Origin of the sequence: Acidovorax facilis, assembly GCF_023913775.1 — a bacterium.
GTDB classification, from domain to species: domain Bacteria; phylum Pseudomonadota; class Gammaproteobacteria; order Burkholderiales; family Burkholderiaceae_C; genus Acidovorax; species Acidovorax facilis.
On record NZ_JAMXAX010000016.1, the window covers coordinates 1 to 26117 of the forward strand.

Sequence of the window (26117 nt, forward strand, 5' to 3'; positions counted from 1 at the left end):
CCGCCCAGCCTGACCGACAAGGCCACGGCAGACGCTCGCATGCTGCTGGTGAACATGGTCCTCGACCTGGAGCCCCTGCACGGCATCAAGCGCGCTTGCAACCTGGTGGCACTGCAGCTCGCCAGCGGCCAGGCCAGCGCCGATCTGCAGGCCACTGCACGCAAGGCCAACCAGCGCGCCCGCGCCGACCAGGTCAGCGCACGCACCCTGGAACGCTACCTTGGCATCTACCGGGCCGAGGGCTGGTGGGGCCTGCTGCCCGCTCCCACACCAGAGCCTGCGCTGCAGGATGTGGAGCAAGACGTGGCCGCTGTGCTGGGCCTGTACCACAGCCGCGACGCACGGTTTCGCAAGCTCACGGGCGCAGCCAAGGAGGTTACGCGCCAGCTCGGTCGGGACTTCGACACCTGGAAGGCTCTTTACGCCCGGGCACGCCGCGCCCTGGACAAGTTCGGCAAGAGCCACGAGGCCAACACCGCACTGATCAAAGCCCGTTTCGCACCCGGCGCGCAACGCGACGCCCAGTTGCCCTTCAAGTTCCGCGACACCATGGTCCTCAAGGCCAACGACGTTGCGCTGATTGACGGCCACACGTTTAAAGCCAAGGTTCGCCACCCAGATCACGGGGCGCCGTTCGCCCCCGAGCTGACGGTGACCCTGGATGCGAAGACCCGGATGGTCACGGGATGGTCAGTCAACCTCTCGGAGAACGTCCGTGCCGTGGGCGATGCCTTGCGGCATGCAGTAGGCCAATGGGGCGTACCCGCCATCCTCTATGGCGACAACGGTGCCGGTGAAACCGCCAAGCAGATGGATTGCCCGATTGACGGGTTCTGCGCTCGGCTGGGCATCGACCACCGCACCGGCATCGCGGGCAAGCCGCAAGGCCACGGGGGCATTGAGCGCCTGTGGCAGACGGTGGGTATCAACTGCGCCCGCAACTTCGCCACCTACCAGGGCAAGGACGTGGACGGCGGCACCTTCCGCAAGGTGGCGGCCGAGCTGCAGAAAGAGCAGCGCGCCGTGCGCCGGGCCCAGCAGACGGGTGAGGTGGTGGTGCTCAGCAACAAGGTGCCCACCTGGCAGCAGTTCATCGACGCGGTCGAGAAGGCTGTGCATGAGTACAACCATGAGCACCGCCATCGCAAGCTGTCCAAGCGTGCGGATGGCAAGCACATGACCCCCGCCGAGGCCTGGGCCGCTGACTACAAGGTCGAAGAGCAGGTACTGCTCACCCAGCTTGAGCTGCGCATGATGTTCATGCCCGCCGTGCTGCGCACCGCCAAGCGCGGCCAGGTGACCTTCTTCAACCAGACCTACGCCGCACCCGAGCTGATGCGCCGGGATGTGGATGGCCACGAGGTCAGCGTGCGCTACGACATCCATGACCCGAGCTTTGTGCTGGTCTACACGCTGAGCGGCGAGTACGTCTGCGAGGCCAAGTTCGAAGCCAGCCGCCGCGACTTCTTCCCCACGCCCGTGATTGACATGGCGCGCGAGAAGCGCGTGAAGGCCGCAGTGAAGCGCCGTGAGCAGCAGATCGACCTCGCATTGCGCGAGCTGCAGCCCACGGTGCAACCCGCCCAGTTTTCCCTGCCGGAGCCTGACGCCCCTTTTCTGGTGGTGCAGCCCAACGTGGAGGCGCTTTCTCCCTCCCCTCTCCCTTCTTCCTCCACGGACGAAGTGGCGCAAGCCGCTTCGGGCAGGCCTTTCTTTGACGCCCCCAGCGACCGCTACGAGTGGCTCATGGCTCATCGCAGCGAATGGACCGAACAGGACACCGCCTGGCTGCACCAGTACGTGCGCAGCGAGGACTACGAGGGCCTGGCCGACTTCTACGTGTCGCGGGGTTTGGGATGGGAAAGCGACGCGGGGATGGAACCCGGTTTTAAGAGTGCCCTGTGACGGCGGCAACCGTCACAGAGCGTGCCTGAGTTGATTTGAGAAACGAACGTGCAAGCAAGGAGAACTGTACTGTGAAAAAAGGCTTTGTCAAAACCGAAAACTTTAAACGCCTGGCCGAAGCGCAGAAGCTTGTGGAGCGCCGTGGTGCACGCGAGGCCGGTCTGGTGCTGGTCAAGGGCCACTACGGCATCGGCAAGTCTGAGCTGACCGAGCGCTGGGCTGCCGACAGCGGCTGGGTGTTCGTGCGCGCCAAAGTGACCTGGACGAAACGCGCCTTGCTTGATGAGCTGGCCGACAAGATGGGCCTATCCAAGGTGGGGCGCAATCAGGAGGTGCAAGCCCGCATCATCGGCAAGCTGGCGGTGGACATGGTGCCCATGATCATCGACGAGGCCGACTTCCTGGTCGGCTCCAGCGCCAGCCTGCTGGAAGTGGTCCGCGACATCACGGACCTGACCGGCACCATGTGCTTCCTGGTCGGCATGGAGCAATTCCCCATGAAGGTGGCACGCCATGGCCACATCGCCAGCCGTGTTGCCAAGGTGGTGGAGCTGCTGCCCTTGTCTCTCGCGGACGTAAAAGCAACTGTGGCCGCCAAGTGCGAAGTTCCCCTCGCCGATGAGGTACTGCACGAACTATTGGGCCAGGCCAACGGCCGCATGCGCCTGGTGCTCAACGCCATCGCCAACATTGAACAGTGGGCGCAGGCCAATAGCTGGACCAAGGTGGAGCTGGAGCACATCAAGGGCCGCCCCTTGTGCACTGAATTCAGCGGTGTGCAACTGGGTCGGCGTCGGAGTGCGGCCGAATGAAACCCGCCTTCTGGTTCATCCCGGTGGTTCTGCTTGCGCTGGGGCGTCAGTTCGCGCGCCAGGACCGCGCCTTCACGGTGGCTGAGCTGCTGTCCTGGGCGCCTGAGCTTGGCGCGCCCAAGACCGTGCGAAGCGCGTGCCAAACGCTCCAGCGCAACGGCCTGCTGGAGCGCGCGCCCGATGCACTGCCCACAGGCCTGCGCAAGCCCACCAATCCACAGACATGGCGGCTGACAGCGGATGGCCGCACTGCATGCCGAAGCGCCGTGCAAGAAGCTGGTCGCCTGACCCGTATCGCCTCGCTCAAGGCCACCAAAAAGCGGCAGATCGGCAGCACCCTTTACGGCCGCCTGTGGAACTTGCTGCGCAACCGCCAGCAACTGACCGCCGAGGAAGCCGTGGCGACATTGGCTGATGCGGGTGATGACACCACCAGCCTACAAGGCAGCGTCTCGCGCTATCTGCTCGGCTGGCAGACCTCTTTGCCAGAGCACATCCAGGTCAGCGCCCGGCGCGTCAATGGTTTTAAGCGCTACGTGCTGGTCAAGGACTTTGGTCCAACACCACCACCCGCCAAACCCGAGCAGCGGGAGGCGGCAGCGCAATGACGCTTTCCTACCAGCAAGAGCCATGGTTCGCACTTCTTCTATCTCGCACCGAGGGCACGCAACGCTCCCTGATAGCCAAGCAACTGGGCATCAGCCCAGCCACGCTGAGCCAGGTGCTCAACGGCAGCGGCTTGTATGGCACGGGGCAGGCCAGTACGGAGCGGATCGCCGACAAGGTGACGCACACCTTCGGCCGCTACACCTGCCCGCACCTGACCGAAGAAGCCGCAGGCGAGCCGCAGGTGGTGACCGCCGAGCAGTGCCGGGGCTATGCCCACAGTGCGCCGCCCACGGGCAGCCCGCGCGCCATGCAGCACTGGCAGGCATGCCGCCAGTGCCCTCACAAGGCAGCGAGTGCACCGCCTGTGCCTCGCGCCATCAATCCACGCAACAAAGTGATCCCCATCCAGCAGGAGGCCCTGTGAACGTTTTAAAGACCCTCATCCTTGGCGGCCCGCTGGGCCTGGCCCACGCAGTGCGTGAAGCCAGGGTGGCCCGTCGCCTGCGCCGCGTCGCCACGTTGATGGATCGCGAGCGCGCACTGCACCGCGAGCACATGGCCCAGCTCCGCGCGGAGCTGGATGCGCTCCAGTCCCGTCAGATCAGCAGCACCGCCCGTGCCGCCAGCTTCTGGAAGGGCCTGTCATGAGCACTAGTCCGAACTACCAGCGCCCGCCGCTGCGCTGGATCACCCGCCGCGCCCGCTGCCTGCAGAACGGCTTTGGCATTGACCGCCGCGAGGCCTTGCGCTTTGCCGTCATCGACTACGCCTGGTTCCAGGGCATGCGTGGTCTCACTCTGGTTCAGGGAGGGCACAGCCATGGATAAGGGCCTCACTGTCGATTGCGCGGCTCTGTGGGCTTTCATTCGCAAGGATGGTGGCTGGTGGAGCGTGCTGCGCCTGACCCGCCACTGGACTCCGACCTACAGCCTGGGCGAGGTGGAGGAGATCCTCGCCACGCTGCACAAAGGTGACTTCTTGGAGTGCCAGACGCTGCATCGCGCAGGCACTGTCTATGCGGTCACCTCCAAATGCCTTCCGCTGCCGGGGGCCTCCACGAGCGCCCCCGCAGCTCACCCAGCGCCCGCCATGGCGCCCACGCGCCCCGATGCGATGCGCGGTGCTTTTGTCCCACCACCAATGCCCACCTCCCGGCCAGGCGCACTGGATCACACCCACTGCCCCAGCCTGATGCAGGGCAAACGCAACGCCTATAGGAGCACCGCAACATGAATCAAGCCCAAGAAAAGCCATTCCCTGCGTCCCACGAAGAGGCCGTGGTGCAAGTGGCGACGTTGGCCGACGAACTCCTGACGCAATGCGAACTGCACCACCACAACGTTGGTTTGAGTGCGCTGCTCACGGCTTTCAGCGACCTTGCAGCCCGCAATCCTTGCTGCATTCAGGGCAGCGCCAACCAGGCCATGAGTGTTGCCATGAAGCTTGCTCGCCGTGCCTCCGAAGTCGCCCCGCATGGCGCCCCCATTCACTGATCACTGACCCGAGAAAGAAGAAGACCATGACAGAAAAGACTATCCCCAACGGCTACTGGGAAGACGCCAATGGCGCCTTGATTCCCATCTCCAAAATCAAGGACATCGACAAGGACCGGCATCGCACCGTCTCAGACCTGTGCCAAGCAGCCATCAAGCAGCACGCCGAGCTGGCCCAGTTCAAAGCCGCAGCCATGGCCGAAGTGTCCGATTTCATCCAGCGCAGCCTGGCCCAGTACGAAGTGCAACACGGTGGCAAAAAGGGCAACGTCACGCTGATCTCCTTTGACGGCCGCTACAAGGTGGTACGCCAGATCCAAGAGAGCCTGGTGTTCGATGAACGCCTCATGGCAGCAAAGGCGCTGATTGATGAGTGCATCCAGGTGTGGAGCAAGGGCAGCAACGCCCACATCAAGCTCTTGGTCAACGATGCGTTCCAGGTGGACCAAGCCGGAAAGATCAACACCGGCCGCGTCCTGGGCCTGCGCCGCGCCAAGATCGACGACGAGAAGTGGCTGCGCGCCATGGCCGCCATCGGGGACAGCATTCAGGTTGCAGGCAGCAAGCCCTACATCCGCTTCTATGAGCGTGATGCTAACGGCGTCTATCAGACCATCAACCTGGACATGGCGGCTGTATGAACCAACGAAGCAAGCCCACCCCCGAGCAGATCGAGCTGGAGATCGTCCGCCTCAAAGCAGTCCACCCCCAGGTGCCAACTCACTCGTTCTTCGGAGACGACAACCGCGCCGCCATCGACGCCCAGATCCGGGTGCTCGAAGAGGGTATGTCTCTGGATGAGGTGCATGAAGCCTTCGGCGAACTCACCGAGGAAGGCGACTTCAGCCAGAACACGCTGGACTGCGCACTCACGGCACACGACTGGCTCAACGGCGACCTGGCCGCTGATGAGGCATCCCCCGCATTTGGATGGGAGGGCATCGCGCGATGAGCACGTCTCCACGCGTCGTCTGTGTCTGCTGCCAGGTCACTGAGGTGGCCTGGTACGCGCTGACGTGCGATGGCTGTCGTCCCACGCTCGAAGCGGCCGGGCTCATTGAGCCGGGCGCCTCAGATGCCTCGGCCGATCAGCGCATCCAGATCGGCCCTACCGATATTTAAAGGAGTTTTCATGCAGCACATCGAAATGCTCTCCGCAGGCCTCGGCCTGCTCGGCGCCTTCCTGCTCGCCACCAAGAGCCGCTACGCGGGCCTGGCCTTCGTGGCCTGGTTTGTGAGCAACCTGGGCTGGCTCATTTTTGGCGCCCACAACGACCACTGGTTCTTCTTCGTACAACAGATCGGCTTCACCGTCACGTCGGTGCTGGGCATCTGGAACTGGCTGGTGAACCCGGCGCTGCGCCAAGCTCAAGCAGAGGATGAAGGCGCCCGCGAGCGAAGGGCCTTTGAGGCCATCACGCTCAACTTGGATCAGAGCTTTGTGGGCACCGCACACACAAAGGTTTTGGTTACCTATATGACCCTTGAGCGCATCTACGCCGCTGGCGAGGAAGAAGGCCGCGCTCTGGAGCGTGAACGGGCGGGAGGTGTCTCGCCATGAACCGCGACGACGCCCTGAAGAAGATCAAGAAGTGCCTTGCCCTCGGCCGCAGCGCCAGCGAGCACGAAGCCGCAGCAGCCATGCGCCAAGCGCAAAAGCTCATGGAGCAATTTGGCCTGCGCGAGCAGGACGTGTCCCTGTCCGATGTGGCCGAAGTCAAGGTGAAGGCCTGCAGCACCGCAGCCAATGCGTGGGAGCTGCGTCTGGTGAACATGATTGCTGACGCCTTCGGCTGCGAATCGTTCGGGCAACTGGCTGGCAAATACAACGACGCGGGCAACTTCATTCGCACTCGTTACTGGGTGTTCGTCGGCCTGCACGCCGCGCCCACCGTTGCGGGCTATGCCTGCGAGGTGTTGTCTCGGCAGTGCGCCAAGGCCCGCCTGGTGCACATCAGCAAGCAGCCCAAGAACTGCAAGCCCATCACCAAGACGGCGCGGGGCGATGCATTTGCCATGGGCTGGGTGATAGCAGCCGAGCAGCTCGTGGAGCGCTTCGCCCAGCCCGAGGCCGACAAGGCGCTGTTGCTGGCCTACATCGAGCAGCAGCATGGCGAGCTGACCAAGGGCAAGGCCCGCGACACCACCAAGGCCCGCAAGACGGACATGGGCCACTTCGCCGCAGGCCATCGCTCGGGCCAGAGCGCGCAGCTCAATCGAGGTGTTGGCGGAATGACTGCGCAGGGGCTGCTGTCGTGAGCTGCATCGTCATGGGGCTACTCGCCTTCGTTCCAGGCGCTTGCGTACTTTGCCGTGTCAACTGCGGCAGCAGCAGCTTCTCTTGCCTCCAGCCGTGGATGCTCTCTGCACGCGGCATCGAGCGCCTCGTTCGGTGTGTCGCGACCACCGAGAACAACGGTCGCTCCGCCATCGCGTGTGATGACGGGTTGATAAGTGCCATTCGTTGTCGGAATAGCGTCAAGGATGTACCGGCTCATAGTTTTCCTTTCTTCGGATTGCGGGGCGTTCGACATGCAGGAAAGCATCCAGTTCCTCGCTCCGGATCGCGCAAGCCCGGCCCCCTGAAGCTGTCTCTCCTCAGAACGTTGAGCACGGAACGAGAAGCTTGCCAAAGATTCTTCGAAAATTTTTTGGAAGGCCTTCTGATGCCCTTCTACCGCCTCAAGACCGGCATCGTCCACATCAAGGGCACGCGCCTTCCGGCGCCCTGCTGCGTCCGATTCTCCTGGCCGAGTAGCGGCAAGGAACAGGGCTGCATGGCCCCGAGTGCCTACCTCTGTGACGGAGCCAACAGCGCCAACCGCAGCGGCACCTGCGACGCGCCGCTGTGCGAGGTCCATGCCCGTGAGGTCGGCAAAAACCGGCACCTTTGCCCAACGTGCCTTCAGTCCCACCGCGACGCCGACCCGCAGCGCGGTCTATTCGCCTCTCTCGTTTGAAGCCATGGCAACCACCACACGCCGATTCACGGCCCACACCAATGCAGGCAACGCCGATGCCCAGCGCAGGCGCGAACTGGGCCATATCCACCAGGGCTCTGACTTCCTCGGCTGGAGCAAAGACGACTATCGGTTTCACCTGCGCAACCTCACCGGCAAGAGCAGCTCGGCCGAACTGGATGCAGCAGGCCGCCGCAAGGTGCTCGACCACATGGCAACCCTGGGCTACGCGCCCAAGGCCAGCACCTTCAAGCCCTTCGACCAGGCCGCCAAGATCAAATGGCTGTGGAAGAAGATCGGCGAGCACGGTGGCCTGCGTGATTCCAGCCCGGCCGCGCTGCTCACCTTCATTGGACACACCACGGGCAGCGGCTACTCCGAAGTGAAGTTCGTCCCCACCCTAGAAGCATCCAAGGTGATCGAAGCCCTCAAGGCCATGCTGGATCGTGCAAAGCGGGCGCAGGCCAAGGGAGGGGGCGCTGCATGAGTGCTCAGAATCATTCCCACGGCTGCTGCGCCGACAAGCACTGCACGGACAAGACCTGCATGGAGCTGCCCAACGGCAAGACCTGCGGCCACTGCGTGCATGAGCGTCGGTGCTGCACGATCTTCGGGCACACGCCGTCCGATACCTATTGCGACTGGTTCCCCCGTCGGTTTGCAGAAAAGCCCGTGCAAATGGAAGGAGACGGCAATGGCTGATTCTTTCGTCGCACTGCGCTGTGCACTCGCCGATCTGCCGAAGATCGAACGCTGGTTTGTGGTGGGCGCGCCATGGGGCAAGGGGGACTTCATCGTCGCGGGGCACCCTGATCCGCATCTGGGCCGCTACATCGCAGACACAGAGGACTTCGACGGTGAGGGCGAGCACGTCTTGGAGCATGCCGCGTTCATCGCGGCCGCCAATCCAGCAACGGTCGCACGCCTGCTCCAAGAGCGTGATGCACTGCTCGCTGCACAGATCGCCAATGCCGAGCACGCTAACCGCTACGCCTGGCTGCGCGAGCGCGACCTAAGCACCATCCTCCAAGGTGGCGTCTTCGCAGGCAAGACACCCGAGAACGTGGTGCTCAACGGCTCCGACCTGGATGCCGCCATCGACGCGGAACGCGCCAGCACCCGGCTTTAAGCCCATGCCACCCAGTCCAGCCATCCCCACGGATCTCCTGCCGCCCCTGCTGCAGGACTTCGAGCGCCTGATCGGCCTGGAGCCCACCATGGCCCTGGTCAGGCACTCTGGCGGGCTGCGCATTTACATCCCCACGCCCGAGCGCGTTTCGGCTGACCATATATTCGCGCACGTCATTGGTCTGGAGAACCTTTTAAAGCTCGCCGAGGTGTACGGTGGCGAGGATCATTTCCAGCTTCCCAAGGCAGAACGCGCCTTGATCCAGGTGCGAAACCAGCGCATTGCGCAGGCATACGCCACCCACAAAACGGCTCGCGAGCTGGCTTCTGAATACCACCTCACCGAGCGCCAGGTAGTCCGTATCGTGGCTGCCATGGGAGCCACGGCGCCGGTGGATCGGCGGCAGGCACTATTGTTTTAAAGCTGAGCAAGGTTGCTTTAAAGACTTCCAACCTCATCAAGGTTGGATGATGTGGACAAATTTCAGGTCAGCTCCTGTAACCTTTTGATTTGATTGATTTTTTCAAGGTCGGAAGTTAGAAATGCTTCCAACGTCAAAACTTCCAACCTCGCGCTGAGCAATCCTGCGCAGAATCAGGCGCCTTTAACAAGGCCCTTGTAGGGGCTCCACCAATGAAAACGGGGCGGCAAGGCCCCGAAATCACTATCCGCCACCCCAGGCCCGGCACAGCCCGAGAATCGCCCATTTCGGCCGTTTTGGCCCTATGGAGCGCCCATTCCGCGCCAAAGCGGGCGGCAACGCCTGAATGCCTCAAACTCCCCGCAAACCCGCGCCAGTATTAGCGAGGCCCAAAGTTATCCACAGCCATGGTCCGTGCCAATTCGATCACCTCCCCACTCGTTGCGGCGGTGCCACCCTCTGCCCCACCCCATCGCTTCCGCCCCCGCCACAGGGCCGCCCACGGCAGGCGGCACCCAGGCGGTGGTATCAGAGAATCAGCGCCAGGCTGACTTCCAGATGTTCCGACGGCAGGCGCTTGAAACCCGAGCGCGCGTAGCGTTGCAGGCGCCCCACGGCAAACGCCGTGAGCACGCTGGCCGCGACCTGGGCATCCACAGTGGGTGTGGCAGAGCCCGCCACCGCAGGGCGCAGGCACTGGCGCAGGGTGGATTCGATGCGGTCAAAAAACTGGTTCATGCGCTGCTGCAGGCGCTCGTGCTCAAACACCAGGGCATCGCCCACCATCACGCGCACCATGCCGGGGTTGCGCTCGCCAAACTGCAGCAGCAACGCCACGATGCGCGCAGCCTGGCGCGTGCCCACTTCCGCAGACTGGTCCGGATCGGGTACATCGCGGCCGGTAATCTGCTGGACCAGAGTGAACACGGTCTGCTCGATGAAGTCGATCAACCCTTCGAACATCTGCGCCTTGCTGGCGAAGTGGCGGTACAACGCGGCCTCGCTGACAGAAAGACGCGCCGCCAACGCGGCGGTGGTGATGCGCTCTGCCCCAGGCTGCTCGAGCATGGCCGCCAGCGCTTGCAGGATCTGTACGCGCCGCTCACCCGGCTTGGGCCGTTTGCGCGCAGCCGGAGTTTCGCCCCCGTCGTCGGTACTGGCTGGCTCGGGGAGGGGCGAAAGTTCAGACATGCAGGAACAAGGGCTGGGGTAAGGCCATGCGGCCAAGGGCACCCTGCGCCGGGTTCACATGCCAGGTGGGCATGCACCGGCCTGCGGCAGGGCGTAAATCATGTGTGGAAATGATTCTCGCACAGGCCCTGGGGCGGCCCCATGGGCACGGGCGAGAGCAGCTGCCGCTACGCCGATTTACAGCGGAAACACCACAGTCACCAGCAGGCCGTGCCCCAGCGGGCCGGTGCCCAGCGTGAGGGCGGCGCGGTGCACGCGCGCAATTTCGTCGGCAATGGCCAGCCCAAGCCCCGTGCCCTCGCCCACCGTACCGGGCACCCGGTAAAAACGCTGCATGACGCGCCCTCGCTCGGCATCGGGCACGCCAGGCCCATCGTCTTCCACCTCGATGAACACACGTGGCGGCCCTGCGCGCCCTTGGCGCATGCCACAGCGTATGGTCACAATGCCGCCCGCCGGGGTGTACTTGATGGCGTTGTCCACCAGATTGGACAACAACTCGCGCAGCAGCCAGCCATGGCCGGTGACATGCACGGGCTGGACTTCCAGCCCCAGGTCCAGCCCCTTGCCGGTGGCTGGGTCGAGAAAGGTCTCCAGCAGGGTTTCGCACAGGTCCTTGAGGTCTACGCGCTGGGGCGGCTGCGCGTCCAGGCTGCGCGCATCGGCGCGCGACAGTGCCAGCAGTTGGTGGGCAAGCTGCGAAGTGCGGCGCGTGGCATTGCGCAGCTTCTCGATCTGATCAACTCCTAAAACAATAGCACCTTTCGCCTGCCCATCATGCGCTAGCGGCAATTTTCCCTCAAAATTTGACAAAGACACCCGGGGTGGTGCCGCCGCCTTGGCCATCATGGCCCAGGCTTCGACCTGTGCCTGCAGGCCCGCCAGCGGGGTGCGCAGCTGGTGCGCCACATCGGCCACAAAGCGGCGCTGCCCTTCCGCCTGCGCATTGACCAGTGCAAACAGGCGGTTGAGCGAGTGCACGAGCGGGCGCACCTCGGCGGGCGACGAGGCTTCGTCGATAGGGCTCAGGTCACGCGGCGAACGGTGCTCCACCGCTTCGGCCAAGTCCACCAGCGGTTTGAAGGCCCGGCCTACAGCCCAGTGGATGGCCAGCGCGGCGGCAGCCACCAGCACCAGGTTGGGCAGCAGCACCCGCAGCAGGAGCTGCTGCGCCCATTGCTGGCGCGGGTCAGACCCGTCGGCCAACGCCACCACCAGTTCGCCGGCCCCGGTGCGACCACGCTGCACCGCCACCCTGTAGGTCACGCCGCCAAACTCAACGCTGTGGAACTCGGGCGCATGGGTGGTGGGCACGGCACTGTGCACCCAGTCGTCGCCCAGCAACAGGCGTCCTGAGATGTCGCGCACGCTGTAACCCGCAAACCCGGTGTTCTGGCGCAGAAAGTCTTCGACCGGAGGCGCCAGCAGCAGCAAGGGCGGCTCATGGTCACGGATCGACGGGGCCAGCACCGAATCTGCCAGTGCGGGCAACAGCCGCAGCAGGCGCTGGTCGTGCCGCCCGGCGGCCTCGTCGGCCGAGCGGTAGTCGAGCCACACGCCCACCAGAGCCAGCGCGCACAAAGGCAGCACCAGCAAGATCAGCAGCCGATTGCGCAGGTCGGAGGTCATGGCACGCAGGCCGGGCCGTGGGGAAGGGATGGCTCGGTCCGGCGGCGTCATCATGATCCTTACCGACGGCTTCAGCCAGGCCGGTTCCGCTCAGGCGGCCTGGAGTTCAAGCCGATAGCCGAACCCGCGGATCGAACGCAGCGCCACGCCATGCGGCTCCAGTTTGCCGCGCAGCCGGGAGACGTAGACCTCCACCGCGTTGGGCGTGATCTCTTTGTCCCAGCCCGTCAGAGCCTGCAGAAGCTTGTCCTTGCTGGCAGGCTTGGGGGCATTGATGAGCAGGTACTCCAGCACAGTCCATTCACGCGGACCGAGTTCAATGACCTGCTCCCCGTCCCCGGTACGGATGCTGGCGCGGCGGCCAGCCGTGTCCAGCTCCAGCGGACCAAAGCTCAGCACCGCCGTGGTGGCAGCTTGCGAGCGGCGCAGCAGGGCGCGCAGGCGTGCCAGCAATTCAGGCAGCTCGAAGGGCTTGACCATGTAGTCGTCGGCCCCCAAGTCCAGCCCCTGCACGCGGTCATGCAGTGCATCGCGCGCGGTGAGGATCAGCACCGGCAGGGCGGGGCTTGCCATATCAGGGCGGCGCAGGCGGCGGGTGAGTTCCAGCCCATCCATGGCCGGCAGGCCGATATCGATGATGGCCGCGTCGAACGACTCGGTGCGCAGCACCTCTTCGGCGCGCTCACCGCTTCCGACCCAATCCACGGCGTATCCCGCGTCGGTCAGCCCCAGCTTGATGCCGCTGGCAACCATCACATCGTCTTCGACCAGCAATAGTCGCATATCAACCCACTTGTTCGCTGTGCATCGCAGCATGCGCAATAGGCTGGCGCAGCCTCAGCCAGCGGCCACCGCGCAAGGGCCCCCAATACCTTGTGCTGGCGCTGGCGACGTCACCCACCCCGCGAAGCGAGAGAAGGGAGAAGGCGCGAAGCGACTCAGAGGGATGGACCATTTCAATGGCTACGAATCATGGTCCCGTAAGCCTGGTCGGTCAGGATTTCGAGCAGCATGGCGTGCGGCACACGCCCATCGATGATGTGCACTGCGTTCACGCCGGCCTTGGCGGCATCCAGCGCCCCCGCAATCTTGGGCAGCATGCCGCCAGAGATGGTGCCGTCGGCAAACAGCGCATCGATCTCGCGGGCCGTCAGGTCGGTGAGCAGATTGCCCGCCTTGTCCAGCACACCGGGCGTGTTGGTCAGCAGCATGAGCTTTTCCGCTTGCAGCACCGTGGCCAGCTTGCTGGCGACCACGTCGGCGTTGATGTTGTAGCTCTCGTTGTTCTCACCAAAGCCGATGGGGCTGATGACGGGGATGAAGGCGTCGTCCTGCAGCGCCTTGACCACACTCGGATCGATGGAGACGATGTCTCCCACCTGCCCCACATCGTGCTCGATGGACGGGTTCTTGTTGTCCACCATCTTGAGCTTCTGCGCACGGATCATGCCGCCGTCGCGCCCCGTCAGGCCCACGGCCTTGCCGCCGGCCTGGTTGATCAGGCCCACGATGTCCTGCTGCACCTCGCCGGCCAGCACCCACTCGACCACTTCCATGGTCTCAGCATCGGTCACACGCATGCCCTGGATGAACTCGCCCTTCTTGCCCAAGCGGTTCAGCGCCGTCTCAATCTGAGGCCCGCCGCCGTGCACGACCACGGGGTTCATGCCCACGAGCTTGAGCAGCACCACGTCCTCGGCAAAGTCGGCCTGCAGCGCGGGGTCGGTCATGGCGTTGCCGCCATATTTGATGACCATGGTCTTGCCATGGAACTTGCGGATGTAAGGCAGCGCCTGGGCCAGGATTTCAGCCTTGTCGCGCGGGGCAATCGAAAGAAGGTCGGTCATGGAGGCGGGCCATCCAGAGAAAACGGTGAGGCGCAAATTGTGCCGCATTCGCGCGGCGCGCTGGGTTTGCCAGCGCACCCGCCGTCAGTGGCGCAACCAGTTGGGTACCTTGAAACGCACAATGGCCAGGTAGGCCATCACATAACTGATGACGAACAGGCCGCAAAACGCCATCAGCAGTGGGGTATTGCTCCAGAACAGTACCGCAGGCACCACCGTCAGCAAGGTGAAGCCCCACAGGTAGGGGGATGTGCGGTTATTGCGCATCAACACCCTGCGCGATTCATCGTCATGGAAGACACCCCGAACAATGCGACGGTAAATCAATTGGTGAAAGTGCAGCGCATCGGCCACGCCGGGGGAAACACCCCGCACAGTCTTGCGGTAGATCGAGAAGATCGTTTCCCAGACGGGGTAGATCAACAAAAGCATGGGGAACCAGGGCGACACATCGGCGTTGCGCTGCACCAGGGAAATGCTGGCCAGGGCAATCACGCCGCCCCACACGTAGGCACCGCCATCCCCCGCGAACAGCATGCCGCGCGGGTAGTTCCAGACCAGAAACCCGCCCGTCGCCGCCGCCGTGGACACCAACAGCGCAGCCAGCGCACGGTCCCCCACCTGCAGGGCCACATGGGCCAGCGCCAGGCAAACGATCAGAGCCACCATGCCCGCCAGGCCGTTGTAGCCATCAATGATGTTGAATGCATGGGGAAGTCCCGCAACCGCCAGAACAACCACCGCAACGCCCAGCCACGGTGCAGCGGCCAGCAAAGAATCCAGCCAAGGCCACCCCATGCGCGGCAAGGTCAGATCCAGCAGGATCACCGCCAGAGCGCCGGATGCGCCGGTCAGGCTCAACCGGTAACGCACGGACAGGCGCTGGGTCATGTCCTCCGCAATACCGCCCAGCGCGGCGGGCAGCAAGGCCACCAGCCAGCCCCCCACCCAAGCTCCGAGCTTCAGCGAACCAGGATCGCCCCAATGGGTAGATTGAAGAACACCAAGGCCCCAACTGCACCCAATGCCCAGCAGCAGTGCGGCGCCTCCCAAGCGGGGAACATCCCCCAAATGAAAGCGTTGGGGCATGCCATTGCCATACACGGAAGCGTGGCTGTGCATCCACCGCACGATGAACCCTGCCGCCAACGCTGCAACGATGAATGCCACCACAGATAACCAGATCATGAGCGGCCGATGGTACCCGCACTCGGTCCCAGCGCCTGTAAGAAAGCGCTATCCACGCAGCCCCACCCCAGCGGACTAGGGCTGTTGGCATGCTGCAAGGACGCCATGTGGGCAGAACCTGGCAAGACGCCACCACGAGGGGCCGAGCCTGAATCAGGCCGCCCCCCCGACAACCCCGAGGGGGCCGTGGAGAGGTTCATGCGGTCAGAACCCGGGGCCACTACCGAAGCAAGCCACGGTAAAAACGCATCACCTTTTCCACGTACTGCTGCGTTTCGGGATACGGAGGGATGCGCCGGCCATACTTGATCACGGCACCTTCCCCGGCGTTGTACGCCGCCAGCGCCAGTTCCTTGTCGCCATCGAACATGCGCAGCAGATCGGCCAGGTAGCGGGTGCCAATCTGCGCATTCACCTTGGGCTCCATCGCGGCATGCTCTCCGTCTGACGAAGGGCGCGCTGCAACCCCATAACGCTCAGCCGTTGCCGGCATGACCTGCATCAGCCCCAACGCACCTTTGCGCGAAACGGCTTTCACATTGAAGGCCGACTCTGCTGCCGCGACGGCAATCACAAATGCGGGGTCCAGCGACTGCGCCACCGCCGCCGCTTCCAGGTGCTGCTTGACGTCGTCATAGCCCGGAAACTGCAGTGCAGAGGGGCCGCGATCCTTGCCCTTCACCACCGAGGCGGGAGGCACACGGCTGAGCCAAATCACACCCCGCGTAGCCGCCGAAGGAGGCACATTGCCGATGTGGGTTACGCCCTCCCCATCCACAAACTCCCACACCTGGTTCGCCCAGGAGGACGGCAACCATCCCCCAAGCAGAAAAGCCAAGAGCACGACCCCACGCATGACCGTCCCAAGCGATGGGTGGCCGCGCTCGTCAGACTCCTTCCAAAACAGACTCATTGTTGTCATTTGACCTCGCGCCCTTCGCGAAAGAAACTTTTCAGTCCGGAACCGACCCGTTGAACCCAGCAGGCCGCTGCTGCCTCGGACTCAGGCTCCGGCCATGCCTCCCCCCGCCTTGAACGGATCAGCCGGGCGGGCATACCTGCAGCCACCATGCCCGCCGGGACATCCTGTCGCACCAGCGCCCCAGCTGCCACGACCGCGCCACGGCCAATCGTCACACCCTCTAGAACAATCGCGCCAGCACCGATCCAAGCGCCGTCTTCCACAACGATTTTTGCGCGGGTGATGCGGTTGCGCGCAATCACCACATCCCCCCCATCGATGGCATGGCCGGCAGACAGCAGCTTGGCATGGGGGCCAATCAGGACATCCTCACCAATCTCCAGGCCACCTTCACCCGACAGGTAGCCTCCCACATTGACGATGGTGCGGGCTCCGATGAGGATACCCACGCAGGGATCTGCCACCACATCGCCCAGCACCAGCCGTGTCTGGGCATAGATACTGACTCCGTCGGCCAGGCACAAGACATCGGAGCGCTGGCCGAAACGCATGACCGAGACTGACGGGTCAATCCGACATTCGGCGCCCATGCGATCCACACCTGCGTGTGACGTCGTGAAAGCAGGAATTCCCAGCAGCATGTCCGTCATGTTCACCGGCTGTGATGCGAGCCCATGAGCCTGCGCAAACGGCTGCGCCATGCGCGTTCATTCAGCTCCGCCGTCCTGGCCTGCAACGCTATTTGCGTGGTCGCAAGCTCAGCCCCCACCATGGCCTTTTCGGTTCGCAGCGAGCCCACCTCTGCGTGCAATTCGCCAATCTCTTGCTGGAGTTTTGTAATCTCTTGCTGGAGTTTCGCAATGATGTCCTTGGCTTCCGCAAAAGCCTTCTGGTGCTCCAGCAACGAAGCTCGTTCGCGTTGGTGCAACACCGTCAGTGCTTGCAACTCGTCGCGCAAGCTGTCAGCCATGCCGCGAGCCTCTTTGAGTTCCCACGCTGGGGCATCCGCAGAAGGCGTGACCACCACCATCCACTGGTAGACGTCAAAGTCCTGCCACCCAGCCAGCAACGCCTGGCGCTGGTCGCCCGACAGGGCGCTCCAGTAGCCGGCGAATTCGCTGCATTCAACGGGTACCCTGTTGGCTTCCCAGACCCGGGGAGCCCATCCACAGTCCAGCAACACCTTCTCCATGCTGCGTTTGGTAAAAAACCGGACATGGGTCCTGTCCAGTTGGCCCTTGTCGGAATAGTCAAAGATGCCGCTTCGCATCGAAGCCAGCACCCCGGCATAGGCGATGTTCGGAACGGAAATCAGTAGACAGCCCATGGGAGCGACAAACTCACTCAACCGCTGCAGCACACCTTCGGGCTTTCTGAGGTGTTCCAGCACATCACAAGCCATCACCGTATCAAACTGCCGACCCTTGATCGCATCCAGCCAGTCGGTGTTGTCCAGATTTCCAGGGATGACCTCCACGTCCAGTGTCTTGAGTACTTCCAGCGCCTCGGGGTCGTTTTCCACCACCGTGACGCGATAGCCCCGAGCCAGGAGAACACGGGTCATGGCGCCAGGGCCGGGCCCAAGCTCCAGCACCGAACCGCCACCTGGTGGTACGCGGCGCAACAAGCGGGCGGCCCACTCCTCGCCATCCGGGTCAAAAGCGTAGTCGTATCGCTCAATGTTATTCATGGATTTCCCTCCGCCTTTGGCGCCGGTTCGGGCTGCCACATCTGATCCCACAATCCCCACTGCCACCATGCCCAAGGCCTCGCCAGAACATCCTGCTCCAGCCGCTGGATGACTTTATCAATCGCCTGCCTGGGGTTTTCCGGCAATGGCTCGACGACAACCTCCAGATGGTCAGGGCGTCGGGAATAAGTCACAGCATGCAGCAACGGAACGCCCGTGGATTGCGCCAGACGCTCAATACCTGTGGGCAGACTCAGATTTCCGCCCAGAAAGGGGTTACCACGCAAACGGCCAAACTCAGGTCGCCATGCATCAGCCAGAATCACCCACGCTTGCCCCGCCCGCAGGCTTTCATGCACCGGGCGCAGCCCTTCACTCGTGGTGTGCCATTTTCCACCGGTAACCTCGGTATAGCATTGAATTTTTCGCAGCAAAAAGCGGCGCTGCGCAGCCTCAAGCTCCGGGTTGTCCAAGACCGGCATGGTCAGAACATTGGTGGCGATACCCTCCCTCGCCAAAGCAACCGGGGCAGTCAGAAGCCGGTCATAGTGATTGAGAACCAGTATGAAGCCCTTGCCTTGGCGAGCCAGGCCTTTGGCAAACTCGGCACCTTGCAGATCAATGGTCGGCCCTCCGGAACGGCCCAGGCGGCTGAAGGCCATGGCATCCACCATCTCCTGCGCTAACATGGCCAAGTGGGCTCGAGCCCATAGCGCATGCTGCTCCCCCGTGGCTTCCGGGAAGACCCGGGCAAACAAGCTTTCGAGCCAGCGCAGCAGGTGCTCGCGCTCCGCAGCTGATTCCCGCCCTATCCGCCCGGCCAGCCGCCAGGGCAGGGTCGTAGGCAGCCGGGCAATGAGAGGGAAAAGCAGGTCCAGAGACCAGGCTCGCGTCATTCCGCCAGCACCCATTCGTGTTCCAGCCAGGCAACACCAAACTCCCGGTGCTTCTGGTTCAGCACGGTAAAAGGCTGGATAAGTTCCGCCATGTCCAGCACCTGGATACCTGAATCATCCAGGACATACACGCTCCAGAGGTACTCACCAGACAGTAGCGGCAAGCGGGGGAACCTGGCACGAATGCGGTGGCTGCCAGTGCCCTGCAGCGGCTTACCCTCGGCGCGAAACTGCGTGCTCGTGCCAAAAACGTTGTCCTTGTCCGGGCGAACAATTGCAAACAACACATGAAACGGCGCGTCCCCATAGGACTCGATCTCGATCTCTACCGACAGATCCTGAAACGAATCCACCTGCGCAGGGTTGATGCCGTCCCCCGTTTCGATCGTCAGGCCTGCGATTTTTACCAGCGGTGCTCCCGACGAAGACGCCGCTGCGGGCTGCGCCGCTTCATCCTTTTTTGCGGCCTCATGGGCCTCGACGCGCAGGTGGGCATACCTGCGTCGCTCATGGGATTCGTAGGCGGTCACCACGTCCTCGGTAGCTCCGATCGCTTGCACGCGACCACCGTGTATCCATGCCGCCCGCTGACAGAGGCTTCGTACCTGATACAGGTTGTGGGAACAGAAAAGCACCGTGGCGCCTCGCTCACGAAGCTCCAGAATGCGATTGAGGCTCTTCTTCTGGAAATGCAGGTCGCCCACGGAGAGCGCCTCGTCCACGATCAACACATCCGGATCGATGGCCGTCGCAGCGGCAAAAGCGAGCCGCATGAACATGCCCGATGAGTAGGTCTTCACCGGCCGCTCCAGCGTCTCCTTGGTCAACTCCGAGAACGCAGTGGCACGGACAATGAAGTCCTCCATGGCGGCGCCCTCCAGCCCATGCAACGCGGCCATGAAGCGGATGTTGTCGTAGCCGGACTCCTCCGGGTGAAACCCCGCACCAAGCTCCAGCAACGCGGCAACGCGGCCTTCTTGAAACACCTGCCCACGGGTGGGACGGATGGTGCCTGCCGCGATTTTCAGCAAGGTGCTTTTGCCCGCACCGTTCTCACCAATGAGGCCAAACGTTTCGCCGGCCTGCACCTCAAAATCCACCCCGGTCAAAGCGACATGTATACGGTGGCGCTGCTTACGCGTCACCCACTCCCAAAGCCGGTCCTGAGGACGGCTGTAGACCATATAGGTCTTTTCAATGCCTTCAAAGCGGATCGTCATGGCTTTACAAGGCCTCGCCCAGTGCAGACTTCATGGAGCGGAAGAACCACCACCCCCCTCCACCCAGCAACAACACCCATACGGCCAAGGCCACGGGGGTTCCCGGCGGTACCGGCATATGCAATACAGTGCTCTGCACCATCAGGACCAGGCACGCTACGGGGTTGAAAAGGAACCAGTTGTGGAATTTCTCCGGCACCTGGGACAGGGGGTATACGACAGGTGTCAGGTAGAACCAGAGCTGTAGTGCGAAGGCCACCATGGAGCCCACATCACGCCACAGAAAATGGGCCATGCTCAGCAACAACGTAAGACCAAAGGTCAGCGCAATCTGGGCCAGCACCAGAACCGGCAGCCAAGCCAATGACGCGTAAGGCCCCACACCCTGCACCACCGACAAGACAATCAACAGCGCATAGCCAATACCCAGAACGAGCAGGCTGCCGCCAACGGACACTGCGGGCAGTATCTCCGCAGGCATAGGCTGCTTGCGCAGAAAGTCCTCATACGCCGCCAGAGACCCAACCCCCCGGCCAATGGCATCGGTAAAGGGCAGCCAGACTGCAAGCCCTGCCAGAAGGTGCAGCAGATAGCCATTGTTCACGTCCAGCCCGGGCACCCGCACCGCCAGCACCAGGCCAAAAAGAACATAGAAGATGGCCAGCGTGGCAACGGGCTGAACAAAAGCCCAGGCAAAACCCAATACCGAACCGGCATAGCGGGTCTTGAACTCGCGCACCATCCAGTAACGCCAAAGCACCCACAACTGGCGCGCATTGCGCGGCGCTGCCGATGAGACCCCAGTGGAATGGGAAACAGGGCGCGTCATGCTACCGTCCGCAGCCATTCGACCGATTTGGCCACCCCATCCTCGAAAGCCATCGTCGGCTTCCAGAACAGCTCGTTCTGGGCACGCTGAATGTCCAACACATTGACCGGTGGGTCAAAAGGACGCGCGGGGAATACACGCCGTTCTACGGCATGCCCCAACAACTGCTCCAGTGTGTGCACAATATCGTTGACGCTGTGCCCTGCACCACCGCCAATGTTGAATATCCGGGTCTCCCCCTCATGGCGTGCCGCTGCTGCGAACGCATATCCCACATCCGCAGCGTAAACAAAATCGCGCACCACGGACCCATCACCCCACACATCCAGCGGTTGCGCATTGAGCGCACGGTGTGCGAAAACGGCAATCACACCTTGGACTCCATGGGGTTGCTGCCACTCACCGTAGGGATTGCTCAAGCGCAGAATCCGGCATGGCAGGCCATGCTGTGCTTCTTCGATGCGCAAGTGGTGCTCAATCGCCAGTTTGGTGGCGCCGTAGGCCCCCATGGGCATGGTGGGATGGGCCTCACACAAAGGCACATACTGCGGCCGCCCGTACACCGCCCCGCCGGATGACGCAAACAGCAACCTGGGGCGCACAGCCTTTTTTCGCAATTCCTGAAGAAGGCGCAAGGTTCCCACTAGATTGGTCTGGACATCCTGGATAGGGTCCTCACTGGCCGTGGCCGGCACCGTGGAGGAAGCGAGGTGAACAATCACATCTGCCCCCCCCACCACATCCCACCAGGAGGGCAGGTCAAAACAATCTGCCTGCACCTCTCCTGCCAGCCAGGGAGCACTACCCGCAGCCGACAATGACCGGTCTACCGACCACACCTCTGCGCCTTCCGACGCCATGGCACGCCCAATATGGCGCCCCAGAAACCCGGCACCTCCCAAAATTGCGCAACGCATCAGGAAGCCTCCACTTGCTGCTGGGTGCGCGCGTGCAGCAGGGCGGCTTCAAAGTCCTTCGCAACCATGTCCCAAGTCTGCGCCCGCGCAAACTTTTCGGCCCGTGCGCTCAAAGCATGGCGCCGTTCATCGTTCTGCAACAAGTCACAGACTGCATCCGCCAACCCCTCGGGCGAAGACTCTGCCAGAGTGGCCACGTCTTCATTGAGCAGCCATTCCACGTTGGGGCCCCGATTCGAAACCACAGCACAACCCGAAGCCATCAACTCCAGGGGCAATAGCGATGCATTCGTGAGCGACAGAACCAGCGCCACATCGCACTGGCTGTAGAGATCCGGCAGATCATCGAGCGCCACGGTTCCACACCCCAAGTGTGGAAACGGAATGTGATAGCCAGCCGTGTCCCAGCCTGCCAGTACGAACTGGACGTCGGGCATCCGCTCCCACACTGCATTCAGCACCAGAAGTCCTATCTCAAACGCCCTGCGGGGCGTGGGGGGACGCGCGTAGAAGAAAACCCGGCGAATCTCCGGCTCCCTGCGCGGCAAGCGCCGGTAACGCTCTAGTTCCACTCCAAAACCTACCGCGTGGGTGGTCATGCCATATTCATTCGCCAACTTGCTGGCCAGCCAGCCACCCGCCGTGATGCCGAAAAATCCAAAGCTGTAAGTATTCTGTGCTAAGACCGACTCCGACCCGACGGGGTAAAAATGCGGCTCGTAGTCCTGCACAAAGTAGAGCTTGTGCCTCGCGCCCGTAAAGGCGCGTACGGTGTAGGCAGTGTCCCATCCCGTAGCAATGGAAAATTCGCACGGCGGCAGATCTTCAAGACCCAACAACACCTGCGCCTGCAGCGGAAAGAAGTGCTTCCGAATGGCCTCGCGGGCCTCCTGCGCATCGTGGTGCATGACGGGCTTGCCGATCACGATACTGGAGGCATAGCCCATCTGCTCCAGATGCCAGATGGTGCGGAAGATGTTCAGATGGCCACCGGACCCGACATTGAAGTCTGGAATGAACCACAGCAGGGTGCCCGGCTTGGCCTCACCCGACTGGGCAGGCAAGACATAAGGCAGGGCAAAGTCGTAGTGTCGAAAGACATCCACATACCTCCCGGGGCCTTGGCGCAGGCGACGCACCACCGCACGCAGGGCGGCAAAAACGCCTTCCTTGCGCGCCATTTCTTTTACACGCCAGATCTTCTTGGACAGATTCAACGCCATGGTCAGACAGCTCCCGCACGCTGCAATTGCTCATCGCGCGACACCGAGCGCAGCAGCCAAGCGGGCAAACGGTCGTGGCGCGTGCCCAGGTATTGCCCCGAAACCCTCGCCATTTCAATGAAGCCCATGTAAATCGCATTTTTACAAAGGCGCCAGCCCTGCAGCCCCCCGCCACGTAACCAGCCAAGATCCCGCTTTGCCAAGTACAGACCGGACTTCAAAGCCTGCACCAAGCTGTCCTGAATGCGATAGCCAAAATAGAGATTGAATGAGCGTGCTTCGTCAAAATTGCGCTGCAACGTCTCCCACACACCGAAATCGTGCGAATGGTAGACCACCGCATCTGGCACAAAGGCCTTCGCGTGCCCCGCCTCAATGGCGCGCAGCGCCCATGTCTGGTCCTCTGCAAATGCCACTTCTGGCAAAGGCAGTTGCTCCCACACCGATCGGCGGATGCATGAATTGTTGCTGGAGAAAAAGTGCAGCCACTGGCGGTAACCAGGATCTCTGGCAAATCGGGCGGGGTCTTCAAGGCGAACCACAGACAGCTTGTCACCAAAGCCGGCAAAATGCTGATTCAGCTCACAGTGCGTAACATGCCGCGCTTGGGGATGCGCTCGATGAGGACCAAAAGCCCCCGCGACGCCTGGCTCAGCATCGCAACCCTGCACCATGTTGTACAGCCATTTGGAGCCCGCAGGTCGCGCGTCTTGCGTGATAAATACCAGAAACTGCCCCCTTGCCATGGAAGCCAGTAGATTGCGTGTACGCCCGTGGCCGAACTCTGCCGCAGGAATGGTCTCTACACGAACACCACGCTGCCGAGCGCACTCCACAGAATCGTCGGATGATCCGGAGTCCATCACAATGACCTCGAATGGCCAAGGTGCTTGCTGCGAGAGCACAGCATCCAGCACTTCACCCAGCAAGTGCCCTCCGTTCTTGACGGGGATCAACACGGAGGCGCGTATTTCAGTCATTGGCAGAATTGGCGGGAGCTCAATAGGAAGATAGCGCCATGCGCCTTGTCGTCAGATTGCACATTTCTGGCAGAGCGCCATGGCAATCTGCAAAACCGACCATTGTACTGCGCCACCCAAAAGTGGCGCCCCTCCCGGGCTCCCAACTACGTCAGCGGTTATTTGGCTGGAGGCTGCTTCAAGAATAGCGATCTGATCGCAGCGTTATCCAGTTCAACGCCGTACTTCGCAAACAAATCGCTTCGAACCTTCTTGGCACCCTCTTGGCGACAAAAGGAGACGGCACGGGCGGGCACAGACACAGCAACCTCTTCCCACGCCAACTGACGCCCCTCACGCTTTTCATTCACCTTGAAAAGATAGGCGAAATCGCCTTCGCGAAGTGGGCCTACCATCTCCCCTTGTTTTGCCGTAGCCAAAACACGCAGCACACTAGCATCTTCATCAAAAAGGGTAATCCAACCTAAATCACCTTGAGTGTCCAGCCTGTACACAGCCTCTGCTTGCTTGACCAAGTCATCAAATGACTTCTTCCCCGAAGCAACAATCTCCGCCTCTTTCATCAGCCATGCTGCGGCAGGTTCACCCTCCAGGATCTCGGACGCAGGAAGAATCACTCGACTCAGCCGAGCCATCGGCGGCACCCGGAATGCCTGAGGGTTGTCGCTGAAATACTGACGCGATGCCTTCTCGTCGGCAGGAGGCGCACAGACAGGAAGCAGCTTGGTATGGACAGCGTGTGCATAGACATCATCAAAACGCTGCTCCTCCCTTCCCTCTTGGCGCGGCTCACCGATTCGTGCGCCCTCCAGGGATAGCACCCGTACCGTGGCCATTTCCCGCAATACAGTTTGTACGCCCCAAACGTTGCGACTGGACGCCCGAAGATCTATCCGCTTTTCCACATAGGCCGAAAAGTCATCTTGACTGATCGTTTCACCATTGGATAGGCGAACCAGCGTCTCCGACGCACCTGCCAGCGATGCAGTAGCGGCTGCAACACACATTACAAGGGCTCGAAGCCAGCCCGGATTGCACAAAGAAGGGGTCATAGTAATTACTACAAAAAACAAACTCACAGGCGTTCGACAGCGCGATCCCAAAGCGGGCCGTAGATCACATCCACGACGGAATCGACTGAATTGAGCACCACCAAGTCGCGCCCGCCATCACCATCCACATCGATGAGCTGCAAACCCGTAGAGAATCCGCTGGTCTTTATCCAGCGCGTTTCCAACACTTTCGCGTCAGCATCAAGACGCTGCAGATACATCTTTCCGTCGTCAGCCCACACGACCAGATCGTCAGACAGTGGAGCGACAGCAACACTGCCCGTCAGAGGTGACTGTATGTATTGGAGTTCCCCGGTTTGCATGTTGATACGGGCATTGCGTGCACCAGTCTCCAAAGCCACATACAACCACTGACCCGAAGGTGAAGGCCGCGCATGGCGAGCGATAGCACCAAAAGTGGCAAGCACGCGGGGTGTTGCCAGGAGATCTGTATCGGAGACTGCCACAACCTTGCGATCATCAAGACAGGCGACGGCAAATCCACCACTTGCCGTGCCAGGAATTTTGGTCACGCGAACAGGATGCCACGGAGCCTCACACCATCGCACCGCTTTTGACACGGCTGCCTGCCGATTGTCTTCGTGCCAATCGATCCACGCCACATTCTTTCCGCTGTACGGTGTTGCCAACATCTTGTATTGGCCCTGCGACGCGCTGACCAAGACGACATCACGCGGGGCAAAACCTACAACAGCCTGATGTATTCGCACCAGGCGCTCGCCCTCTACTCTGAAGATGTCGAGACTCCCCGTAGCCTCAACAGCTGCAGCCACCAGGGTGTCCGACAACCACACTGCAGAATCCGGATGGTAGGCCACAGGTTGGCGATCCAACTGACGAGAGGTTCTTCCGCTGAGTTGGTGCAGAACCACCCGCCCCTCTTCATGCTCGACCAGCACGAAGCGGCACTCTCCCTTGGCAAAACAGCGCACCTCACCACCCCAGACCATGTGAGCATCAATGGCCGTTCGATCAGAAGCACCTTGAGTGACTGGCGCCTTAGCGGGAGGAGCCCCCCCTCCTTCAACAGATACGGGCTGCATCTGGCAACCCGCCAGCCCCCAAAAACCCAGCACAGCAAGAAGCCGGAAAGAAACAGAGCAAGACAATTTCATAAAGACCCCAGACATGCAAAAAAAATGGCGCCGAACGGCGCCATTTTTTTATGCAGCCCCAATGTGGC

General features: G+C 62.1%; 34 protein-coding genes. 17 read left to right on the forward strand and 17 right to left on the reverse strand.

Annotated features, from left to right (window positions below; all coding sequences use genetic code 11):
* From NFX52_RS07575 to NFX52_RS07635, 13 genes are all read left to right on the forward strand, one after another.
* The coding region (locus NFX52_RS07575; RefSeq protein ID WP_252635595.1) for a Mu transposase C-terminal domain-containing protein at nucleotides 1–1905 on the forward strand (1905 nt) is incomplete at its 5' end.
* 71 nt (nucleotides 1906–1976) lie between these two features.
* A complete protein-coding gene (locus NFX52_RS07580) occupies nucleotides 1977–2717 on the forward strand; it encodes an AAA family ATPase (RefSeq protein WP_055395407.1) in 741 nt (246 codons plus the stop codon).
* Nucleotides 2714–3325 (forward strand): hypothetical protein, encoded by a 612-nt coding sequence (locus tag NFX52_RS07585; protein ID WP_055395406.1) that lies wholly within the window; start codon nucleotides 2714–2716, stop codon nucleotides 3323–3325. The genes NFX52_RS07580 and NFX52_RS07585 overlap by 4 nt, the downstream gene beginning before the upstream one ends.
* Nucleotides 3322–3750, forward strand: a complete 429-nt coding sequence (locus NFX52_RS07590; protein ID WP_055395404.1) for a helix-turn-helix domain-containing protein — start codon at nucleotides 3322–3324, stop codon at nucleotides 3748–3750. Before NFX52_RS07585 ends, NFX52_RS07590 begins: the two co-directional genes overlap by 4 nt.
* Complete coding sequence (locus tag NFX52_RS07595; protein ID WP_055395401.1) at nucleotides 3747–3974, forward strand: hypothetical protein; 228 nt, start codon at nucleotides 3747–3749, stop codon at nucleotides 3972–3974. The genes NFX52_RS07590 and NFX52_RS07595 overlap by 4 nt, the downstream gene beginning before the upstream one ends.
* Entirely contained in the window at nucleotides 3971–4153 is a 183-nt protein-coding gene (locus NFX52_RS07600; RefSeq protein ID WP_207401917.1) for a hypothetical protein, read from the forward strand. Before NFX52_RS07595 ends, NFX52_RS07600 begins: the two co-directional genes overlap by 4 nt.
* Entirely contained in the window at nucleotides 4146–4559 is a 414-nt protein-coding gene (locus NFX52_RS07605) for a hypothetical protein (RefSeq protein WP_055395398.1), read from the forward strand. The genes NFX52_RS07600 and NFX52_RS07605 overlap by 8 nt, the downstream gene beginning before the upstream one ends.
* Nucleotides 4556–4819: a hypothetical protein gene (locus tag NFX52_RS07610; protein WP_055395396.1), complete on the forward strand. Its 264-nt coding sequence runs from the start codon at nucleotides 4556–4558 to the stop codon at nucleotides 4817–4819. Before NFX52_RS07605 ends, NFX52_RS07610 begins: the two co-directional genes overlap by 4 nt.
* Nucleotides 4820–4845: 26 nt before the next feature.
* Entirely contained in the window at nucleotides 4846–5460 is a 615-nt protein-coding gene (locus NFX52_RS07615; RefSeq protein WP_055395394.1) for a DUF3164 family protein, read from the forward strand.
* Entirely contained in the window at nucleotides 5457–5771 is a 315-nt protein-coding gene (locus NFX52_RS07620) for a hypothetical protein (RefSeq protein ID WP_055395393.1), read from the forward strand. Before NFX52_RS07615 ends, NFX52_RS07620 begins: the two co-directional genes overlap by 4 nt.
* The gene (locus NFX52_RS07625) at nucleotides 5768–5941 is read left to right on the forward strand and encodes a hypothetical protein (protein WP_156358620.1); all 174 of its coding nucleotides are present in this window, start codon (nucleotides 5768–5770) and stop codon (nucleotides 5939–5941) included. Before NFX52_RS07620 ends, NFX52_RS07625 begins: the two co-directional genes overlap by 4 nt.
* Before the next feature lie 10 nt (nucleotides 5942–5951).
* The gene (locus NFX52_RS07630) at nucleotides 5952–6380 is read left to right on the forward strand and encodes a hypothetical protein (RefSeq protein WP_055395391.1); all 429 of its coding nucleotides are present in this window, start codon (nucleotides 5952–5954) and stop codon (nucleotides 6378–6380) included.
* Nucleotides 6377–7078, forward strand: coding sequence for a DUF7168 domain-containing protein (locus NFX52_RS07635; RefSeq protein WP_055395389.1), 702 nt, complete (start codon nucleotides 6377–6379; stop codon nucleotides 7076–7078). Before NFX52_RS07630 ends, NFX52_RS07635 begins: the two co-directional genes overlap by 4 nt.
* 17 nt (nucleotides 7079–7095) lie before the next feature.
* On the opposite strand, the gene NFX52_RS07640 is transcribed toward NFX52_RS07635, so the two are convergent.
* Nucleotides 7096–7521 (reverse strand): hypothetical protein, encoded by a 426-nt coding sequence (locus NFX52_RS07640; RefSeq protein WP_156358619.1) that lies wholly within the window; start codon nucleotides 7519–7521, stop codon nucleotides 7096–7098.
* 262 nt (nucleotides 7522–7783) lie between these two features.
* Here NFX52_RS07640 and NFX52_RS07645 point away from each other — a divergent pair, with 262 nt between their 5' ends.
* From NFX52_RS07645 to NFX52_RS07660, 4 genes are read left to right on the forward strand one after another with little or no spacing between them, the layout of a single operon-like run.
* On the forward strand, nucleotides 7784–8266 hold the full coding sequence (locus NFX52_RS07645) for a regulatory protein GemA (protein ID WP_055395384.1): 483 nt from the start codon (nucleotides 7784–7786) through the stop codon (nucleotides 8264–8266).
* The gene (locus tag NFX52_RS07650) at nucleotides 8263–8481 is read left to right on the forward strand and encodes a hypothetical protein (protein ID WP_055395383.1); all 219 of its coding nucleotides are present in this window, start codon (nucleotides 8263–8265) and stop codon (nucleotides 8479–8481) included. The genes NFX52_RS07645 and NFX52_RS07650 overlap by 4 nt, the downstream gene beginning before the upstream one ends.
* Complete coding sequence (locus NFX52_RS07655; RefSeq protein WP_055395381.1) at nucleotides 8474–8908, forward strand: hypothetical protein; 435 nt, start codon at nucleotides 8474–8476, stop codon at nucleotides 8906–8908. The genes NFX52_RS07650 and NFX52_RS07655 overlap by 8 nt, the downstream gene beginning before the upstream one ends.
* A 4-nt stretch (nucleotides 8909–8912) precedes the next feature.
* On the forward strand, nucleotides 8913–9329 hold the full coding sequence (locus tag NFX52_RS07660; protein WP_082437322.1) for a Mor transcription activator family protein: 417 nt from the start codon (nucleotides 8913–8915) through the stop codon (nucleotides 9327–9329).
* Nucleotides 9330–9857: 528 nt separating this feature from the next.
* Here the strand turns inward: NFX52_RS07660 and slmA are convergent.
* The 16 genes from slmA to NFX52_RS07740 all read right to left on the reverse strand — a co-directional run bounded on the left by slmA (nucleotide 9858) and on the right by NFX52_RS07740 (nucleotide 26049).
* Entirely contained in the window at nucleotides 9858–10520 is a 663-nt protein-coding gene (gene slmA, locus NFX52_RS07665; protein ID WP_055396778.1) for a nucleoid occlusion factor SlmA, read from the reverse strand.
* A 177-nt stretch (nucleotides 10521–10697) separates the two neighbouring features.
* On the reverse strand, nucleotides 10698–12149 hold the full coding sequence (locus NFX52_RS07670; RefSeq protein WP_252635600.1) for a sensor histidine kinase: 1452 nt from the start codon (nucleotides 12147–12149) through the stop codon (nucleotides 10698–10700).
* A 90-nt stretch (nucleotides 12150–12239) separates the two neighbouring features.
* Nucleotides 12240–12932 carry a response regulator transcription factor gene (locus NFX52_RS07675; protein ID WP_055396780.1) on the reverse strand — a complete coding sequence of 231 codons (693 nt, stop codon included), beginning with the start codon at nucleotides 12930–12932 and terminating at the stop codon, nucleotides 12240–12242.
* A gap of 173 nt (nucleotides 12933–13105) precedes the next feature.
* Nucleotides 13106–13996 (reverse strand): acetylglutamate kinase, encoded by an 891-nt coding sequence (argB, locus tag NFX52_RS07680; protein ID WP_055396782.1) that lies wholly within the window; start codon nucleotides 13994–13996, stop codon nucleotides 13106–13108.
* 84 nt (nucleotides 13997–14080) lie between these two features.
* Complete coding sequence (locus NFX52_RS07685; protein WP_029413975.1) at nucleotides 14081–15184, reverse strand: glycosyltransferase family 4 protein; 1104 nt, start codon at nucleotides 15182–15184, stop codon at nucleotides 14081–14083.
* 220 nt (nucleotides 15185–15404) lie between these two features.
* Nucleotides 15405–16097, reverse strand: a complete 693-nt coding sequence (locus NFX52_RS07690; protein ID WP_369801334.1) for a lytic transglycosylase domain-containing protein — start codon at nucleotides 16095–16097, stop codon at nucleotides 15405–15407.
* A gap of 5 nt (nucleotides 16098–16102) precedes the next feature.
* Entirely contained in the window at nucleotides 16103–16756 is a 654-nt protein-coding gene (locus NFX52_RS07695; RefSeq protein WP_242701098.1) for an acyltransferase, read from the reverse strand.
* 2 nt (nucleotides 16757–16758) lie between these two features.
* Nucleotides 16759–17796 carry a class I SAM-dependent methyltransferase gene (locus NFX52_RS07700; RefSeq protein WP_055396785.1) on the reverse strand — a complete coding sequence of 346 codons (1038 nt, stop codon included), beginning with the start codon at nucleotides 17794–17796 and terminating at the stop codon, nucleotides 16759–16761.
* Nucleotides 17793–18692 (reverse strand): lysophospholipid acyltransferase family protein, encoded by a 900-nt coding sequence (locus tag NFX52_RS07705; protein ID WP_202907145.1) that lies wholly within the window; start codon nucleotides 18690–18692, stop codon nucleotides 17793–17795. Before NFX52_RS07705 ends, NFX52_RS07700 begins: the two co-directional genes overlap by 4 nt.
* Complete coding sequence (locus tag NFX52_RS07710) at nucleotides 18689–19912, reverse strand: ABC transporter ATP-binding protein (RefSeq protein WP_055396789.1); 1224 nt, start codon at nucleotides 19910–19912, stop codon at nucleotides 18689–18691. The genes NFX52_RS07705 and NFX52_RS07710 overlap by 4 nt, the downstream gene beginning before the upstream one ends.
* A 4-nt stretch (nucleotides 19913–19916) precedes the next feature.
* Nucleotides 19917–20741, reverse strand: a complete 825-nt coding sequence (locus NFX52_RS07715) for an ABC transporter permease (RefSeq protein ID WP_055396791.1) — start codon at nucleotides 20739–20741, stop codon at nucleotides 19917–19919.
* Nucleotides 20738–21658 carry an NAD-dependent epimerase/dehydratase family protein gene (locus NFX52_RS07720; RefSeq protein WP_055396794.1) on the reverse strand — a complete coding sequence of 307 codons (921 nt, stop codon included), beginning with the start codon at nucleotides 21656–21658 and terminating at the stop codon, nucleotides 20738–20740. Before NFX52_RS07720 ends, NFX52_RS07715 begins: the two co-directional genes overlap by 4 nt.
* Entirely contained in the window at nucleotides 21658–22881 is a 1224-nt protein-coding gene (locus tag NFX52_RS07725; RefSeq protein WP_202907146.1) for a glycosyltransferase family 4 protein, read from the reverse strand. Before NFX52_RS07725 ends, NFX52_RS07720 begins: the two co-directional genes overlap by 1 nt.
* A gap of 2 nt (nucleotides 22882–22883) precedes the next feature.
* On the reverse strand, nucleotides 22884–23861 hold the full coding sequence (locus NFX52_RS07730; RefSeq protein WP_055396795.1) for a glycosyltransferase family 2 protein: 978 nt from the start codon (nucleotides 23859–23861) through the stop codon (nucleotides 22884–22886).
* A gap of 158 nt (nucleotides 23862–24019) precedes the next feature.
* Entirely contained in the window at nucleotides 24020–24913 is an 894-nt protein-coding gene (locus NFX52_RS07735; RefSeq protein ID WP_242701099.1) for a peptidylprolyl isomerase, read from the reverse strand.
* 23 nt (nucleotides 24914–24936) lie between these two features.
* Nucleotides 24937–26049: a YncE family protein gene (locus tag NFX52_RS07740; protein WP_252635596.1), complete on the reverse strand. Its 1113-nt coding sequence runs from the start codon at nucleotides 26047–26049 to the stop codon at nucleotides 24937–24939.
* Nucleotides 26050–26117: the final 68 nt, after the last annotated feature.

What these genes read in the sequence shown, in the direction of transcription:
- NFX52_RS07585 (WP_055395406.1), top strand. Translation starts at nt 2,714, where the DNA reads ATGAAACCCGCCTTCTGGTTCATCCCGGTGGTTCTGCTTGCGCTGGGG.
- NFX52_RS07590 (WP_055395404.1), top strand. Translation starts at nt 3,322, where the DNA reads ATGACGCTTTCCTACCAGCAAGAGCCATGGTTCGCACTTCTTCTATCT.
- NFX52_RS07600 (WP_207401917.1), top strand. Translation starts at nt 3,971, where the DNA reads ATGAGCACTAGTCCGAACTACCAGCGCCCGCCGCTGCGCTGGATCACC.
- NFX52_RS07605 (WP_055395398.1), top strand. Translation starts at nt 4,146, where the DNA reads ATGGATAAGGGCCTCACTGTCGATTGCGCGGCTCTGTGGGCTTTCATT.
- NFX52_RS07610 (WP_055395396.1), top strand. Translation starts at nt 4,556, where the DNA reads ATGAATCAAGCCCAAGAAAAGCCATTCCCTGCGTCCCACGAAGAGGCC.
- NFX52_RS07615 (WP_055395394.1), top strand. Translation starts at nt 4,846, where the DNA reads ATGACAGAAAAGACTATCCCCAACGGCTACTGGGAAGACGCCAATGGC.
- NFX52_RS07620 (WP_055395393.1), top strand. Translation starts at nt 5,457, where the DNA reads ATGAACCAACGAAGCAAGCCCACCCCCGAGCAGATCGAGCTGGAGATC.
- NFX52_RS07625 (WP_156358620.1), top strand. Translation starts at nt 5,768, where the DNA reads ATGAGCACGTCTCCACGCGTCGTCTGTGTCTGCTGCCAGGTCACTGAG.
- NFX52_RS07630 (WP_055395391.1), top strand. Translation starts at nt 5,952, where the DNA reads ATGCAGCACATCGAAATGCTCTCCGCAGGCCTCGGCCTGCTCGGCGCC.
- NFX52_RS07635 (WP_055395389.1), top strand. Translation starts at nt 6,377, where the DNA reads ATGAACCGCGACGACGCCCTGAAGAAGATCAAGAAGTGCCTTGCCCTC.
- NFX52_RS07645 (WP_055395384.1), top strand. Translation starts at nt 7,784, where the DNA reads ATGGCAACCACCACACGCCGATTCACGGCCCACACCAATGCAGGCAAC.
- NFX52_RS07650 (WP_055395383.1), top strand. Translation starts at nt 8,263, where the DNA reads ATGAGTGCTCAGAATCATTCCCACGGCTGCTGCGCCGACAAGCACTGC.
- NFX52_RS07655 (WP_055395381.1), top strand. Translation starts at nt 8,474, where the DNA reads ATGGCTGATTCTTTCGTCGCACTGCGCTGTGCACTCGCCGATCTGCCG.
- NFX52_RS07660 (WP_082437322.1), top strand. Translation starts at nt 8,913, where the DNA reads ATGCCACCCAGTCCAGCCATCCCCACGGATCTCCTGCCGCCCCTGCTG.
- slmA (WP_055396778.1), bottom strand. Translation starts at nt 10,520, where the DNA reads ATGTCTGAACTTTCGCCCCTCCCCGAGCCAGCCAGTACCGACGACGGG.
- NFX52_RS07670 (WP_252635600.1), bottom strand. Translation starts at nt 12,149, where the DNA reads ATGACCTCCGACCTGCGCAATCGGCTGCTGATCTTGCTGGTGCTGCCT.
- NFX52_RS07675 (WP_055396780.1), bottom strand. Translation starts at nt 12,932, where the DNA reads ATGCGACTATTGCTGGTCGAAGACGATGTGATGGTTGCCAGCGGCATC.
- argB (WP_055396782.1), bottom strand. Translation starts at nt 13,996, where the DNA reads ATGACCGACCTTCTTTCGATTGCCCCGCGCGACAAGGCTGAAATCCTG.
- NFX52_RS07685 (WP_029413975.1), bottom strand. Translation starts at nt 15,184, where the DNA reads ATGATCTGGTTATCTGTGGTGGCATTCATCGTTGCAGCGTTGGCGGCA.
- NFX52_RS07690 (WP_369801334.1), bottom strand. Translation starts at nt 16,097, where the DNA reads ATGAGTCTGTTTTGGAAGGAGTCTGACGAGCGCGGCCACCCATCGCTT.
- NFX52_RS07695 (WP_242701098.1), bottom strand. Translation starts at nt 16,756, where the DNA reads ATGACGGACATGCTGCTGGGAATTCCTGCTTTCACGACGTCACACGCA.
- NFX52_RS07700 (WP_055396785.1), bottom strand. Translation starts at nt 17,796, where the DNA reads ATGAATAACATTGAGCGATACGACTACGCTTTTGACCCGGATGGCGAG.
- NFX52_RS07705 (WP_202907145.1), bottom strand. Translation starts at nt 18,692, where the DNA reads ATGACGCGAGCCTGGTCTCTGGACCTGCTTTTCCCTCTCATTGCCCGG.
- NFX52_RS07710 (WP_055396789.1), bottom strand. Translation starts at nt 19,912, where the DNA reads ATGACGATCCGCTTTGAAGGCATTGAAAAGACCTATATGGTCTACAGC.
- NFX52_RS07715 (WP_055396791.1), bottom strand. Translation starts at nt 20,741, where the DNA reads ATGACGCGCCCTGTTTCCCATTCCACTGGGGTCTCATCGGCAGCGCCG.
- NFX52_RS07720 (WP_055396794.1), bottom strand. Translation starts at nt 21,658, where the DNA reads ATGCGTTGCGCAATTTTGGGAGGTGCCGGGTTTCTGGGGCGCCATATT.
- NFX52_RS07725 (WP_202907146.1), bottom strand. Translation starts at nt 22,881, where the DNA reads ATGGCGTTGAATCTGTCCAAGAAGATCTGGCGTGTAAAAGAAATGGCG.
- NFX52_RS07730 (WP_055396795.1), bottom strand. Translation starts at nt 23,861, where the DNA reads ATGACTGAAATACGCGCCTCCGTGTTGATCCCCGTCAAGAACGGAGGG.
- NFX52_RS07735 (WP_242701099.1), bottom strand. Translation starts at nt 24,913, where the DNA reads ATGACCCCTTCTTTGTGCAATCCGGGCTGGCTTCGAGCCCTTGTAATG.
- NFX52_RS07740 (WP_252635596.1), bottom strand. Translation starts at nt 26,049, where the DNA reads ATGAAATTGTCTTGCTCTGTTTCTTTCCGGCTTCTTGCTGTGCTGGGT.